General features: G+C 47.8%; 10 protein-coding genes and 1 pseudogene. 5 read left to right on the top strand and 6 right to left on the bottom strand.

What is annotated here, in order from left to right; genetic code table 11:
- Positions 1-45: 45 nt before the first annotated feature.
- The 3 genes from MHI21_RS24550 to MHI21_RS24560 all read right to left on the bottom strand — a co-directional run bounded on the left by MHI21_RS24550 (position 46) and on the right by MHI21_RS24560 (position 1,810).
- Positions 46-651 (bottom strand): zeta toxin family protein, encoded by a 606-nt coding sequence (locus tag MHI21_RS24550; RefSeq protein WP_342419056.1) that lies wholly within the window; start codon positions 649-651, stop codon positions 46-48.
- The gene (locus tag MHI21_RS24555) at positions 648-821 is read right to left on the bottom strand and encodes a hypothetical protein (RefSeq protein ID WP_023990932.1); all 174 of its coding nucleotides are present in this window, start codon (positions 819-821) and stop codon (positions 648-650) included. The genes MHI21_RS24550 and MHI21_RS24555 overlap by 4 nt, the downstream gene beginning before the upstream one ends.
- A gap of 485 nt (positions 822-1,306) precedes the next feature.
- A complete protein-coding gene (locus tag MHI21_RS24560; RefSeq protein ID WP_342419057.1) occupies positions 1,307-1,810 on the bottom strand; it encodes a hypothetical protein in 504 nt (167 codons plus the stop codon).
- Positions 1,811-2,067: 257 nt separating this feature from the next.
- On the opposite strand from MHI21_RS24560, the gene MHI21_RS24565 reads away from it, so the two are divergent.
- Positions 2,068-3,252 carry a serine hydrolase domain-containing protein gene (locus tag MHI21_RS24565; RefSeq protein ID WP_342419058.1) on the top strand — a complete coding sequence of 395 codons (1,185 nt, stop codon included), beginning with the start codon at positions 2,068-2,070 and terminating at the stop codon, positions 3,250-3,252.
- Here MHI21_RS24565 and MHI21_RS24570 read toward each other — a convergent pair.
- Positions 3,235-3,678, bottom strand: coding sequence for an Lrp/AsnC family transcriptional regulator (locus MHI21_RS24570; protein ID WP_023990936.1), 444 nt, complete (start codon positions 3,676-3,678; stop codon positions 3,235-3,237). The genes MHI21_RS24565 and MHI21_RS24570 overlap by 18 nt on opposite strands.
- A 156-nt stretch (positions 3,679-3,834) precedes the next feature.
- Between MHI21_RS24570 and MHI21_RS24575 the strand changes: the two genes are divergently transcribed.
- Complete coding sequence (locus MHI21_RS24575) at positions 3,835-5,013, top strand: MFS transporter (protein ID WP_342419059.1); 1,179 nt, start codon at positions 3,835-3,837, stop codon at positions 5,011-5,013.
- A gap of 112 nt (positions 5,014-5,125) precedes the next feature.
- Here MHI21_RS24575 and MHI21_RS24580 read toward each other — a convergent pair.
- Both MHI21_RS24580 and MHI21_RS24585 read right to left on the bottom strand, forming a co-directional pair.
- Positions 5,126-5,233, bottom strand: a pseudogene (locus MHI21_RS24580) (dehydrogenase); the annotation flags it as partial.
- 59 nt (positions 5,234-5,292) lie between these two features.
- The gene (locus MHI21_RS24585; RefSeq protein ID WP_342419060.1) at positions 5,293-6,237 is read right to left on the bottom strand and encodes an AraC family transcriptional regulator; all 945 of its coding nucleotides are present in this window, start codon (positions 6,235-6,237) and stop codon (positions 5,293-5,295) included.
- A 166-nt stretch (positions 6,238-6,403) separates the two neighbouring features.
- On the opposite strand from MHI21_RS24585, the gene MHI21_RS24590 reads away from it, so the two are divergent.
- The 3 genes from MHI21_RS24590 (at position 6,404) to MHI21_RS24600 (ending at position 14,705) form a co-directional block, all read left to right on the top strand.
- Positions 6,404-8,602 carry a glycoside hydrolase family 52 protein gene (locus MHI21_RS24590; RefSeq protein ID WP_342419061.1) on the top strand — a complete coding sequence of 733 codons (2,199 nt, stop codon included), beginning with the start codon at positions 6,404-6,406 and terminating at the stop codon, positions 8,600-8,602.
- A gap of 35 nt (positions 8,603-8,637) precedes the next feature.
- Entirely contained in the window at positions 8,638-10,806 is a 2,169-nt protein-coding gene (locus MHI21_RS24595; protein ID WP_342419062.1) for an alpha-glucuronidase family glycosyl hydrolase, read from the top strand.
- 308 nt (positions 10,807-11,114) lie between these two features.
- Positions 11,115-14,705 (top strand): family 14 glycosylhydrolase, encoded by a 3,591-nt coding sequence (locus tag MHI21_RS24600; protein WP_342419063.1) that lies wholly within the window; start codon positions 11,115-11,117, stop codon positions 14,703-14,705.
- Positions 14,706-14,724 lie beyond the last annotated feature (19 nt).

The raw sequence follows: 14,724 nt of genomic DNA on the forward strand, positions 1-14,724 counted from the left end.
TGTAAATACAGAATAAACCGATCACTGAATTATACAGTTGTCGGTTTATTCTTGACCAGTATTTTTATTTTGCAAGTAAAAATCAATGATTTTAACCCAATCCGGTAACAACGCCATATGGTGTTTTATCGTTTCACTATCTGATTCCAATACAATCACGCCATCTGAGCTGCTGTTGTCAATGACAATTAAATGATCGATAAGTTTAAGATGTAAGAGAAGATTGTCCAGTGAGGTCTGATGCCGTCTTATAATATCAGCGGTATCAATGTGGTGACCCCCATTTCGAACTCGTGCAGCAACTCGCTCGATATTAAGACGATAATCACCAAGGCCCACATAAAACATGATAACTTCAAAGCCATTTTCTTTTGCCACTCGCATTTGTCGAATCACATTGCCACCAGCAAGTGTCGTCTCTACGGTAAAATCTCGTTTATTTCTTATACAATCCCGCGCTAGCTTAATCGCTTCCTTTCCTGCCGATACTTTGTGTCGATCAGGGTTTTCACGATCAATCCCTCGCGCTAACGCATCTGGATCGATATTAACACTTACACCCAGTCTATCAACGATTAGATTGCGAATTGTACTCTTACCACTTCCGTTGTTTCCTGCGAATACAAACATAGTAGCAAACGGCTCATTCATGATAAAATATCCTGTTCTTTAATTCGTTCGACTTGACCATTACTGTACTCTTTAACAAATTGACCATCCGGTGTTTTGTAGACGATATATGTGCCATTTGCTTTAGCGTCCAGTTTTGCTCTATCTCCAGTTAGTTTGATTAACTTGCCTAGGTCGTGTGTACGATTCATTCAGCCATCACCATCCCATCCAAATCATATATCGAGAGTATATCATAAATCGAAAAGTCTGAAAGAATCCAGCGTCACTCAAATCCATACGAATACCGCACGGCTAAAAGTCGTGACAAGTAAATAGGATCGAAATATCGTTCTTTTTAATACATTTTAATAAATAAATTTGGAATAAATGCTACCTTCAGCTTTTTTTATTCGTCTATAACAACAAATACAATTGCGGAGGTATAGGCAATGAAATCTTTTCGTTTTTGGCTAGTCCTAATCTCATGTCTAGTTATTACTGTAAATATTACGGGGTACGACGACTACAATATACTATTAGCTATTATTAGCCCGTTGGTTTGGATGTATGAATCATTTCGATTTGTGCGAGAGGCAGACATCCCCATAGCCATTGTTTACTTCACTACACTAGTTTTCTGGTATCTCATTGGATACGCTTTGGACCGTGGGATTAGAAAATTGAAAAATTAAAATCACTTGAAATTACCTTCTAAATTGTCATCTACCTTCTCAGGCTCGTACTCGACCGTTCTGTAGTCAGGTGATGAAGGAATCATATTGATCACAACATTTCTCATTTGTAGCTTGTACTTTCCTTCCTCAAAAGCAAGAATATGCTTAATGGAAGGTAACTCCATATCCTCATACTTCGTTATCGACGAAACAACAATCTTGGAAGGGTCAGAATCATTTACAGCAACGATACGATAATCAAGCGGTGTGCCCTGGGCTTTTAGAAAACTAAGCCGTGCCCGCTCTGTTTTAAAACGATAATCATCAGACAGTGAAATCATCTTATCGTAATCGCGACTCATAGAAGCTTTCATATATTCTGAAAATGTCGAGACAGCAGCCTCTTTGGGCTTATCGGGAAGTTTATAAGGTTCCTTATCCCCTCCAAAACCTGTAGCAATTACGGTCAAAATCCCTCCTAGGACAACCAAGCAAGCCAACTTATTACGCGATACAATCCTCAATAAATAAAACCCCCTTTGTTGTAAATTTTACCACCTATTTTCAACGTATCTCAACTTAAAAAGGCACTGTAAAACGCAGCATAACTTCTTGTAAAATCGCATTCATTTAAATCCAAGGCCATTCTTTTCATATAATTTTATTTTAACGTAAATGCTCACTGAATACCTTTGTTACCTTATGTAATGTCGTCTTCCCATCCTGTAAACTAAGTTCCATCAAGCGGTAACCGCTGGATCATAGAGAGGATGAGATATTTATGGGTTTGGATAATAGAGTTTTTGCGATACAAGCTGGTCTGGATGGACGTGTAAATGCAGTTATAGATCAAACCCTTGCCGAGAAGCGCCTGGTTGGCGCAGTCGTCATGATATATATGGATGGTTCACCCGTGTATGTCCGAGCGGCGGGGCTGGCTGATCGAGAAGAACAACGTCCTATGCATGAGGATGCTTTATTTCGGCTTTCTTCTGTATCCAAACCGATTGTATCTACTGCGGCTTTGGTTTTGGCAGCCCAAGGATTGATTAAGCTCGATGAATCTATTGAACGCTGGTTGCCCGATTTTCGCCCCCGATTAATCAGTGGTGAGCAGCCCTCCATTACAGTACGCCAATTGTTGACACATACAGCCGGGTTGACCTATGGCTTTTTAGAGGAAGAAGGCGGCGGCCCCTATCATCGTGCAGGCGTATCAGATGGCATGGATTTTTCAAATCTTACGCTGGAAGAGAACTTGCAACGTTTGGCTTCTGTGCCTCTGTTATATACACCGGGCAAAGCGTGGGGATATTCGATTGCTACTGATGTGCTCGGCGCGATCATTAGCCGTGTATGTGGCACAACCCTTGATGCTGCTGTTAAAAAGCTCGTTACAGAACCTCTCGGTATGCACGACACCAGTTTCGCGGTCGCCGATGCCGGACGGCTTGCGGCTCCTTATGTCAACGATATATCAGAACCCCGGCGGATGCGTGAGCTTGAGGTTGCGCAGGTTTTTGAAGGCACCGCAGGACTTCGTTTTCAGCCTGCACGAGCCTTTGATCCCACGGCTTTCCACTCTGGTGGCTCGGGTATGATTGGCAGCGCAAAAGATTTCATGCGGCTGCTGGAAACCCTGCGAAACGGCGGCAATCCGTTACTTTCAGAGGAATGGGTCCGTGAAATGGGCACCATCCAGACCGAGAACCTCCCCTTGGCAGGCTGGCCGGGGCGGGGCTTTGGACTAGGATTCACCGTACTCCAAAATCCCGACGAAAGTGGAACAGCAGAATCACCCGGAACGTGGCGTCTCGGAGGAGCTTACGGTCATTCGTGGTTCGTTGATCCCGCACTAAGACTTAGTGTGGTCGCCTTTACCAATACAGCATTCGAAGGGATGTCAGGTCCGTTTACAACCGAGCTTTGCCAAGCCATTTACGGTAGCTCAAATAGGGTCCAATAAAGTGGGGGTTACATGTTTATGGTCTACCGGCGAGGACAGGACAATTAACGTGGTAGAGTGCCCGTGCTTTCCACACTCATCCCCGAACTGCTCCAGCTTGAGCATAGACTCAACCATGACTTTCAGTAAGTAATTTTGCTCGCCGCTGATTCTATGGCACTCAATGACTTCAGGTGCAGATTGGCAAAACTCAACAAATGAATTGCATTGATTCGTGTGCACGAGCACGTGAGCCATGATCGGTTTTCCAACTTTCTCATGTGAAACTATGGCACGATACCCGGTGATAATACCTTTATCCTCCATGCGCCGCACTCTTTCCGTTACGGCAGGCTGGGAAAGCCCAACCTCCTTACCCAGCTCGGTCATGGAGATACGCGCCTGGTTTTGTAGACACAACAAAATTTTATGATCCACTTGATCCATCAAATCTGCCTCCTTAAGTCCAAGGCAATATTACAAAAACACAATTATTATTATGTATTATTTCGAATATTGCCTTATTATTTTATGATTTAATGAAATATTAGCATGCAAAATCAAGGACGTAAAGCAGGAAGGCGTGGAGAGGGAATGAAACTAATGAAATATAGTAAGCCCCTGCTTTTTATTGCGCTTGGCCTATTCGGTGTATACACGATTGAGTTCGGTGTGGTTGGCATTTTGCCGGTCATCATTGAACGTTTTCATATTACGGCAGCTCAGGCCGGGTTTCTTGTCAGTTCATTTGCATTGATCATCGCGCTGTTCGGTCCCTTCATGGTGATATTGATGTCCAGGTTTAACCGCAAGCGAATCATGACAATGTCGTTGTTTGTTTTTGCCATAACAAGCTTGCTGTCAGCCTATACATCCAACTTTTATCTACTAGTAATTTTACGTATCATTCCGGCTCTGTTTCACCCGGTGTATTTCTCGCTTGCCTTTGTCGCTGCCACTGCGTTATATCCCCCGGAAAAAGCAACGCAAGCTTCCGCCAAGGCCTTTCTCGGCACGAGCATGGGAATGGTACTCGGTATTCCAATTACAGCCTATATCGCCAATCAATTTTCATACGAGGCCTCCTTCTGGTTTACTGCGGTAGCGAATGGGATTGCAGGGATCGGTATTTTATTTATGCTGCCGGATACACCACAAGCCGAAATGTTCTCCTATCGGAAGCAGCTTGGCATTTTGCGTAAAGTATCGCTGTGGCTCAATATCGGGGCGGCTACTTTTATTTTTGCAGCTATGTTCTCGGTGTATAGCTATTCTGCCGAATATTTGGGGCAAAATACAGGGATGAGCAGCAAAGTTATCAGTTTTCTGCTTATTATTTTCGGCATCGGCGGAATGCTCGGCAATCTATTGGCTGGCAAGCTGATGGGCTTGCATAAGGTACGGACCGCTCTTTTTCATCCAGTAGTCTTGGGGGGCACCTATTTGCTGTTGTACGGGATCAGTTCTTCATTTATCCCTACGCTCTTCATCATTATCGTGTGGGGGGGCGTTCATACCAGCGGACTGATTGTCGCCCAGATTTGGGTGATTGATGAGGCCAAAGAAGCTCCTGCGTTTGCCAACAGTCTTTATATCTCGTTTATTAACCTAGGGGTCTCACTCGGCTCGCTGGCAGGGGGGTGGTTTATTGCCAGAGCGGGAATCCATGGGACGCTGTGGAGCGGTTTGCTGTTCGCCATGCTGGCGATGGTATGCATCGGGTCTAAGTTGATTTATCCACGTATTTTGCGAAAATATAAAGGATTAGATGTGCAAAGCTAAAAAGTTGCAAGAGGGCCAAGCCTGTTTTCATAAAAAATCGGTTCAACACTTTGTATGGTGTTGAACCGGTTTTTGTTTAAAGATTGATTCCTGCCTGTCGGATTAGATCATGCCCAGCGATCACGATGCTTGCCCCTTGCTTTGCTGCTTCTATGGCTGTTGCCAGCCCTATACCTGCACTGCCGCCAATCACGACGACACGTTGATTATGTAAATTCATATTATTCTCAGCTCCTTTATAAGGATTATATCGTAACTATTTTTAAGACATACTCATTTTTATTCGTATGGGCTTTCCTGTACCGTGCTTTTGCGATAGGATGTCGGCGATTGGCCCGACCAGCGCTTGAACTGTCTGCTAAAATGCGCAATATCCCCATAGCCGAGCATATCGGCAATTTGTTGCACCGACCATTGCGGATCAGCCAACAGCAACTTGGCCTCATGCAGCACAAGCCCGGATAGATATACACGGGGAGATACGCCGAAAACGCTACGGAATACACGATTACAATGGGACACGCTAATACCTAGCTCGGATGAAATCCCCTCGATCCCATCCTGTTTTTCGACCGAGCCAGCCTGTCCATAAGGCTGATTCACTCTGCCCTGAAGACGACTGGCAATCTGATGGGCAAGCTCTGCCTGCACATATCCACGCCCCGGCAGATGGGCCGCTTCACTGGATACAGCCTCCCACAACGTTGCGAACAGTTCAAACACAGCAGATTGAATTCGCATACGCTTTGCCACCGAATCACTACCTATTCCTATGTCTTCTGGCGTTGAAAGATCGAGCAGCTTGCCCAGCGCTGGTCCCATCTGACCTGCCACGGTGCCTTCAGCTGGAAACAGCACCTGCTCCAGACGACTCAGGAGCGAGAGAAACAGCTTATCATCAATGTCGAAATGCATACAAAAATACGTAAATCCCTCTCCGTTACTATGGCTGGAGTGGACAATACCCGGGCGCAGCAGCACCAGATCACCCTGTCGCTGGGTATAGCTGCGACCATCCACAACCATGATCTGTTCTCCCGCAAGCACGATGTTAATTTCATATTGAGGATGCTCGTGTGGCGGATAGCTCCACTCTCTTCCGACACTTCGTGTATGAATGGCAAACAAATTGACTGTGGTCCGCACATCGGGAAAAAAGAATTCCTCTCCGGCAGCTGCAAGATCTGGATGATGGGGACGCTTCGGTAAACGTGGTGACGACATGTTTTCCCTCCTGGCTTACTTACATGGATATACTCTAGTATATCGCTTTCAGCGCGATTTGGATAAATAGTTGAGCGATTTGACAATGGTTCCCCGCCATTTGCCATGCTAGGCTCTAAGTGAAGTTAGTCAAAGTTAAACCTTACTATGAAAGGGGTTTCATTATATGTCGAAAAATATATTTTATAACACGCAGCATGCACCTATCGGTTCTTTTTCCAGCTTTACGCTTGGGTTTAAGGGCAATCGCGGCGGACTCGGTTTGGAGCTGGGCAAGCCTGCCGATGAAAATGTATATGTTGGGCTGCAATCCAGAGATGGCGGATCATACGAGGCGCTTCCCTTTTTTGCATCCACACAGGATGAAAGTGCCCGCTACGACGTGGAGAAAAAGGGTAAACGAACGGAACCACAGCTTATGGCCTTTGCCGATTCAGACATTACCCGTGAGCTAAAAGCAGGAACGGATACATGGCAGGCTGGTGATTTGACGTTCCGGCTGTACTCTCCTGTTCGCCCGGTGCCCGAGCCGGGAACCGCGGGTATGGATGAGCTGCGAGCAGCGTTGGTTCCGGCGGTATTCGCTGAGCTAACCGTCGATAACACGCAAGGAACTGCAGCACGAAAAGCTTTTTTCGGCTATCAGGGCAGTGATCCGTATAGCGGCATACGCATTATTGGAGAAGATCCGCGCAGGGACACTACGGATTCTATCCCATTGGAGGAAAGACTCACAGGCATCGGCCAAGGGCGCAGCACAGCCATTGTGACCAACAGCAGCGAAGCAGTACCTGCCAGCGGATTTGCAATGGAGAAGCTGCTTGGGGAGACCATGGCCGAGAATTTATCCTTTGGCCTGGGCGTGACGGGTGCGCTTCTGATGGACGTTCCCGCAGGTGAGAAGCGCACGTATACCTTCGCCATATGCTTCTATCGCGGCGGCATCGTAACGACAGGCATCGAAGCATCGTATTACTATACCCGGCTGTTCAAGGATATTGAAGACGTGGGGAGCTATGCATTGAAGCATTTTACAGACCTCACCGCAGCCTGTGTTCAGGCTAATCGCTGGATGGAGTCGGCCAACCTGAGCCCAGACCAGGAATTCATGCTCGCTCAGGCGATCCACAGCTACTACGGCAGCACCCAACTGCTTAGTCACCAAGCGGACGGAGAACCGATCTGGGTTGTGAACGAAGGCGAGTATCGGATGATGAATACACTCGATTTGACGGCAGATCAGCTCTACTATGAATTGATTTTAAATCCATGGACGGTACGCAACGAGCTGGAGTGGTTTGTCCAAAGGTACAGCTATCGGGATGAGGTACGCTTTCTGGGAGAGGAACAGACCTATCCGGGTGGTATCACGTTTACGCATGATATGGGCGTGGCCAACGTGTTCTCCCGGCAGGGATACTCCTGTTATGAGCTGGCAGGGATTGACGACTGCTTCTCTTACATGAGCCATGAGGAGCTGGTGAACTGGCTTTGCTGCGCCACGGTATATATCGAGCAGACACAGGATCAGTCATTTACAACACGCATGCTGCCTGTCTTGTGTGACTGCTTCGAAAGCATGCTACGGCGGGATCACCCCGATCCGGCACAACGAAACGGCTTGATGGGCTTGGACAGCTCTAGAACCCGGGGAGGCGCAGAAATTACGACCTACGACAGTCTGGACGTATCTCTGGGTCAGTCCCGCAACAACATTTATCTAGGCAGCAAATGCTGGGCGGTATATGTTGCACTGGAAAAAATATTTGCCTCAAAAGGGCTTAACTCCCTCTCACAGGAGGCTGGCTTACAGGCGGACAAATGCGCAGCCGCAATCACAGCACATATGACAGACAATGGCTATATTCCTGCAGTTATTAAGGAAGGCAATGACTCGCAGATTATTCCTGCCATTGAGGGGCTGATCTTCCCTTACTTTACAGGATGTGAGGCTGCGCTTAAGCCTGATGGACGGTTCGGTGGATATATCCAAGCACTGCGGCGCCATTTGGAAACTGTACTGGTACCGGGAGTTTGTCTGTTTGAAGACGGAGGCTGGAAGCTGTCCTCGACCAGTAACAACTCCTGGCTGAGCAAAATCTATCTGTCACAATTTATTGCCCGTGAGCTGCTGGAACTGCCTTGGGAAGAAGCTGGGCAGGCCGCAGACGCTGCCCACGTCTCATGGCTCCTTCACCCTGAAGAATCCTATTGGTGCTGGAGTGATCAGATACTGTCCGGTATTGCTCACGGCAGCAAATACTATCCACGCGGAGTTACCGCCATTTTGTGGCTGTATGAAGGCAACGGCAACCGTCTGACTCTCCCTGAACATATGAGTCAGGATCAGGAACAGCATGTCTGAGGATCATCTTCACCTGCCCAAAAGGAGGCTCCAATATGAGCAAGCTTATGGATATGCCAAAAGAGAGCGGCTATGCGGCTTGGCTGCATTACAGCCGCAATAGTAAGGTAGAAAAGCTGCCCGCTTGGTGCAGGTTCATCGTGGTCCATGAGACAGATGAAGTGCTTGAATCGGCTGCGAGTGAGCTTCAGCACGGATTGACCTCCATGTTTGGACAGCAGCCGAAGATCAGCGCCGTTCCTGTGAATGCGCCATTCATTGCGCTGGGTACGTTCCCAGCACATCCTTTGGTCGCAGAACGATTCAGCGCAGAGGAACAGGCAGAAGTGGGTGCAGAAGGCTACCGAATTCGCGGGATAGAGATGCCAGATCCGGCATATTCAGCTTCGCATGGTAACGATGAGTTCAAAGGACAATACGTTACAGTCGCAGGGCAGACCTCCAAAGGCGTATTGTACGGAGTCTTTCATCTGCTGCGCTACCTGCAGGGAGGACTAGATGGGAAGTTGAAGCCCACCACCGAATCATTGCACGCCCCCATTCTAGACCAATTATCCAACCCTGTTAATCCCATCCGCATGATCAACCACTGGGATAACATGGATGGTAGTGTTGAACGTGGATATGCGGGCGGATCTATTTTCTACGACAATAATGCCTTTACTACAAATATGGAGCGCCTGCGTGACTATGCCCGTCTGCTCGCTTCTGTAGGCATTCAAGCACTATCCATCAACAATGTGAATGTCCATCAGGTAGAGACTGAGCTGATTGCAGATAAATTCCTACCGGATGTGGCTAAAGTAGCTGCGGTGTTTCGCGCCTATGGCATACAGATCTACTTGAGCATTAACTATGCCAGTCCTATTCAGCTCGGCGGGTTAACCACGGCCGATCCCTTAGAATCAGCTGTAGCTGAATGGTGGCAGACCAAAGCCCAGGAAGTTTACGCCGCCGTTCCTGATCTGGGTGGTTTTGTGGTCAAAGCCGATTCCGAAAATCGGCCTGGACCGTTCAGCTACGGACGCCATCACGCCGATGGAGCCAATATGCTGGCAGATGCATTGCAGCCCTATGGCGGACGCGTGATTTGGCGCTGCTTTGTCTACAACTGCAAGCAGGACTGGCGCGATCGCAAGACGGATCGGGCCCGCGCAGCCTTTGACCATTTTAAACCGCTGGATGGACTGTTTCGAGAAAATGTCATTTTACAGATCAAAAATGGTCCCATGGATTTTCAGGTGCGGGAGCCTGTCTCTCCCCTGTTCGGTGCGCTGGAATCCACTCAGGTACTGCTGGAATTTCAAATTGCGCAAGAGTACACCGGCCAACAGAAACATCTATGTTACCTTGTTCCGCAATGGAAGGAGGTATTGGATTTTGACACCTACGCCCGAGGAAAAGGCTCCACCATCAAGCGTATCGTGAGTGGCGCTCTGCATTCTTCCAAGCATACCAACTATGGAATAGCCGCTGTATCCAATATTGGTGCAGACACCAATTGGACCGGACATTTGCTCGCCCAGTCCAATCTTTATGGCTATGGCCGGTTGGCATGGGACCCGGAGCTGTCCGCAGACGAAATCGCTGACGAGTGGGTTCGGCTGACGTTTGGCAGACAAGGGAATAGCGACGGCGACACAGATTTGATTTCTACCCTTAAGCAGATGCTGCTCGATTCATGGAATATCTACGAATCCTACACCGCCCCTCTCGGGGTCGGCTGGATGGTCAGTCCCGATCACCACTATGGGCCGGATGTAGACGGGTACGAATATTCTATGTGGGGCACCTACCATTTTGCTGATTGTCGGGGGATCGGGGTAGATCGCACGTCCGCAACCGGAACGGGCTATGCAGGACAATATTTTTCTCCCAATACTAATATCTACGAATCTACGGACACCTGCCCGGATGAGCTGCTTTTATTCTTTCACCATGTTCCTTATACACACTTGCTCCACTCCGGCCAAACTGTCATACAGCACATTTATGATACCCATTTTGAAGGTGCAGAACGTGCGGCCCATCTCCGAGACACATGGGTTAGTCTACGAGGGCAACTGAATGATGCCATGTATGAACAGGTGCTGAAGCGGCTGGAGCATCAGACTGAGCATGCCAAAGAATGGCGGGATCGGATCAATACGTATTTCTACCGTAAAAGTGGCATTCCGGACCAGAAGAATCGCCCTATTTATTAAGCAAGCTGCCTCGGCAATACTTTCATACAGACTGGAACAGGGCTTCTCTACGCCTAGGTTCGCTTTCTCCTATACTGGCATTGTCTATCCGCACATCATTAAAAGGCATGCGTCTTTCTCAGACCTATGCCTTATTTTTTTTGCCTGGAAGCTTTTAAGCACACGGTTGCTTACGTAAAATGTCATATTTGTCCACTCTGAGTGTGCAATAAATTCTTCTTTTTATGCAACCGCTTGCTTTATACTATTTTTGTAGACGTTTACAAAATGTTGTCGAATTAGACTATGCTTTGGGGAGGATGATCGGTTTGACCTTGTATCGAAGTCTATGGAAAAAAGGGTGTATGCTTCTACTAAGCCTTGTGCTCTCTCTGACCGCCTTCATTGGCTCACCCTCTAATACGGCGAGCGCTGCGGTTGCAGATGATTTTCAGGCTTCCGTTATGGGACCGCTGGCGAAAATTAATGACTGGGGTTCCTTTAAAAAGCAACTGCAAACGTTGAAAAACAATGGCGTGTATGCCATCACTACCGACGTCTGGTGGGGCTATGTGGAGAGCGCAGGAGATAACCAGTTCGATTGGAGCTACTACAAGACCTATGCAGATGCCGTGAAAGAAGCGGGACTGAAGTGGGTTCCTATCATCTCAACGCATAAGTGTGGAGGAAATGTGGGAGATGACTGCAACATCCCACTGCCAAGCTGGCTGTCGAGCAAGGGCAGTGCAGATGAAATGCAGTTCAAGGACGAAAACGGTTTTGCCAATAACGAAGCCCTCTCTCCATTATGGAGCGGGACTGGTAAACAATATGACGAGCTATATGCCTCATTTGCTCAAACCTTTGCTAGCTACAAAAGCATCATTCCCAAAATTTATTTAAGCGGTGGGCCCTCTGGAGAATTGCGATATCCTTCATACTATCCGGCAGCGGGATGGAGTTATCCTGCACGGGGCAAATTCCAAGCCTACACTGAAACAGCCAAAAGTGCGTTCCGCACGGCCATGAATGAAAAGTATGGATCAATGGACAAGATTAATGCAGCCTGGGGTACCAAGCTGAGCAGCCTTAGCCAAATCAATCCGCCGACTGACGGGGACGGATTTTATACGAACGGCGGGTATAATTCCACGTATGGGAAGGATTTTCTGTCGTGGTACCAAAGCGTGCTTGAGAAGCATCTGGGCGTCATCGGAGCTGCTGCACACAAAAACTTCGATTCTGTGTTCGGTGTCCGTATCGGAGCCAAGATTTCCGGTCTGCACTGGCAGATGAACAATCCTGCCATGCCTCACAGCACAGAACAAGCGGGTGGATATTATGATTACAACCGTCTTATTCAGAAATTCAAGGATGCCGATCTAGACTTGACATTTACTTGCCTGGAGATGAGTGACAGTGGCACAGCACCGAATTATTCGTTGCCGTCCACCCTGGTTGATACCGTCTCCTCCATCGCGAATGCCAAGGGTGTTCGCCTGAATGGTGAAAATGCACTCCCGACAGGCGGCAGCGGCTTCCAAAAAATCGAGGAGAAAATCACGAAGTTCGGTTATCACGGGTTTACGTTATTGCGCATCAACAATCTCGTCAACAATGATGGCTCACCAACCGGTGAGTTGAGTGGATTCAAACAATATATCATCAGCAAAGCCAAGCCTGACAATAATGGCGGTACAGGCAACAAAGTAACGATATACTATAAAAAAGGCTTCAACTCGCCTTACATTCACTACCGTCCTGCTGGTGGTAGCTGGACTGCTGCACCGGGTGTGAAAATGCAGGATGCCGAAATTAGCGGCTATGCTAAAATTACCGTCGATATCGGTTCTGCCTCCCAATTGGAAGCCGCTTTTAACGACGGCAATAACAACTGGGACAGCAACAATACCAAAAACTACTCCTTTAGCACGGGCACTTTTACGTACACGCCCGGTAATAGTAGCAATGCAGGAACGATCACTTCAGGCGCTCCATCGGGCGCGAATCCCGGGGATGGCGGCGGTACAACTAACAAAGTAACGGTATACTACAAAAAAGGCTTTAACTCGCCTTACATTCACTACCGTCCGGCTGGTGGTAGCTGGACTGCTGCACCGGGTGTGAAAATGCAGGATGCCGAAATTAGCGGCTATGCTAAAATTACCGTCGATATCGGTTCTGCCTCCCAATTGGAAGCTGCTTTTAATGACGGCAATAACAACTGGGACAGCAACAATACTAAAAATCACCTTTTCAGCACTGGAATTTCTACCTACACACCCGGCTTGAACGGAGCTGCAGGATCTATCCGAACGGGGGCACCTTCAGGAAGTGCCGTCAGCGTAGTGACTTCCACCTACACAACCGACCTCAACGAAGTGGCAGGGCCTATCCAAACAGAAAAACTTTCGGGTGTATCCTTAAATGTAAGCACTTCTACCTACACACCCAATGTTAACGAAGTTGAAGTAACTGCTCAAACGGAGGCGCTTTCGAGCGCCTTCACCTCTATAGATCCGGGTACCCTCTCCAAGCCCACTCCCCTCAACACAGACTGGAGCAAACAGAGCATTTATTTTATCATGACAGACCGTTTCAGCAACGGAGATACATCCAACGATAACTACGGTGGCTTCAATTCCAACAACAGCGATCAACGCAAGTGGCACGGTGGCGATTTTCAAGGTATTATTAACCAACTCGACTACATTAAAAATATGGGGTTTACCGCCATCTGGATTACTCCAGTAACGATGCAAAAGAGCGAATACGCTTACCACGGCTATCATACGTATGATTTTTATGCGGTAGACGGACATCTCGGTACCATGGACAAGTTCAAAGAGCTGGTTGGTAAGGCACACGACAAAAATATCGCTGTTATGCTGGACGTAGTTCCCAATCACACCGGCGATTTTCAACCTGGGAACGGCATCGCCAAGGCTCCCTTTGACAAAGCAGATTGGTATCATCACAATGGCGACATCACAGGAGCAGACTACAGCTCCAACAACCAATCGAAAATCGAAAACGGTGATGTGGCTGGATTAGATGACCTGAATCAGGACAACCCTGCAACAGCAAATGAGCTCAAAAACTGGATCAAATGGCTGTTGAACGAGTCGGGGGTCGACGGACTGCGGGTGGACACTGTGAAGCATGTACCCAAAGGGTTCCTGAAGGATTTTGACCAAGCCGCCAATACCTTCACCATGGGTGAAATTTTCCATGGCGACCCTGCTTATGTGGGGGATTACACCCGATATCTCGATGCCGCATTAGATTTTCCGATGTATTATACAATCAAGGACGTGTTCGGACACGATCAATCCATGAGAAAAATCAAGGAGCGCTACTCCGATGATCGTTACTATCGCGATGCCCAGACCAACGGGGTATTTATCGACAATCATGATGTAAAACGTTTCCTGAATGACGCCTCCGGCAAGCCGGGTGCTAACTATGACAAATGGCCACAGCTCAAAACTGCTTTGGGCTTTACTCTGACGTCACGCGGAATTCCAATCATCTACCAAGGCACTGAGCAAGGCTTTAATGGCGGAGATGATCCCGCCAATCGGGAGAATATGAATTTCAACGCCAACCATGACCTGTATCAGTACATCGCTAAGCTGAACTCTGTGCGCAACAACCACCCTGCTCTGCAAAACGGCAACCAAAAGGAAAAATGGGTGGACGACTCCTTTTACAGTTTTCAGCGCTCTAAAAATGGCGACGAGGCCATCGTCTTTATCAACAACTCCTGGAATAGCCAAACCCGCACGATTGGCAACTTCGATAATCTGTCCAACGGCACTCGCCTGACCAACCAATTAAGCAACGACTCCATTCAGATTAACAACGGTTCGATCACCGTAACTCTTGCTCCAAAGGAAGTTAAAATTTTCACCAAGTAAACAGTGGCATTCAGTTACA

Source organism: Paenibacillus sp. FSL H8-0168, assembly GCF_038592955.1.
Lineage (GTDB): Bacteria > Bacillota > Bacilli > Paenibacillales > Paenibacillaceae > Paenibacillus > Paenibacillus polymyxa_B.

Coding starts and splice junctions, on each gene's coding strand:
- MHI21_RS24550 (WP_342419056.1), bottom strand. CDS start 651: ATGAATGAGCCGTTTGCTACTATGTTTGTATTCGCAGGAAACAACGGA.
- MHI21_RS24555 (WP_023990932.1), bottom strand. CDS start 821: ATGAATCGTACACACGACCTAGGCAAGTTAATCAAACTAACTGGAGAT.
- MHI21_RS24565 (WP_342419058.1), top strand. CDS start 2,068: ATGGGTTTGGATAATAGAGTTTTTGCGATACAAGCTGGTCTGGATGGA.
- MHI21_RS24570 (WP_023990936.1), bottom strand. CDS start 3,678: ATGGATCAAGTGGATCATAAAATTTTGTTGTGTCTACAAAACCAGGCG.
- MHI21_RS24575 (WP_342419059.1), top strand. CDS start 3,835: ATGAAATATAGTAAGCCCCTGCTTTTTATTGCGCTTGGCCTATTCGGT.
- MHI21_RS24585 (WP_342419060.1), bottom strand. CDS start 6,237: ATGTCGTCACCACGTTTACCGAAGCGTCCCCATCATCCAGATCTTGCA.
- MHI21_RS24590 (WP_342419061.1), top strand. CDS start 6,404: ATGTCGAAAAATATATTTTATAACACGCAGCATGCACCTATCGGTTCT.
- MHI21_RS24595 (WP_342419062.1), top strand. CDS start 8,638: ATGAGCAAGCTTATGGATATGCCAAAAGAGAGCGGCTATGCGGCTTGG.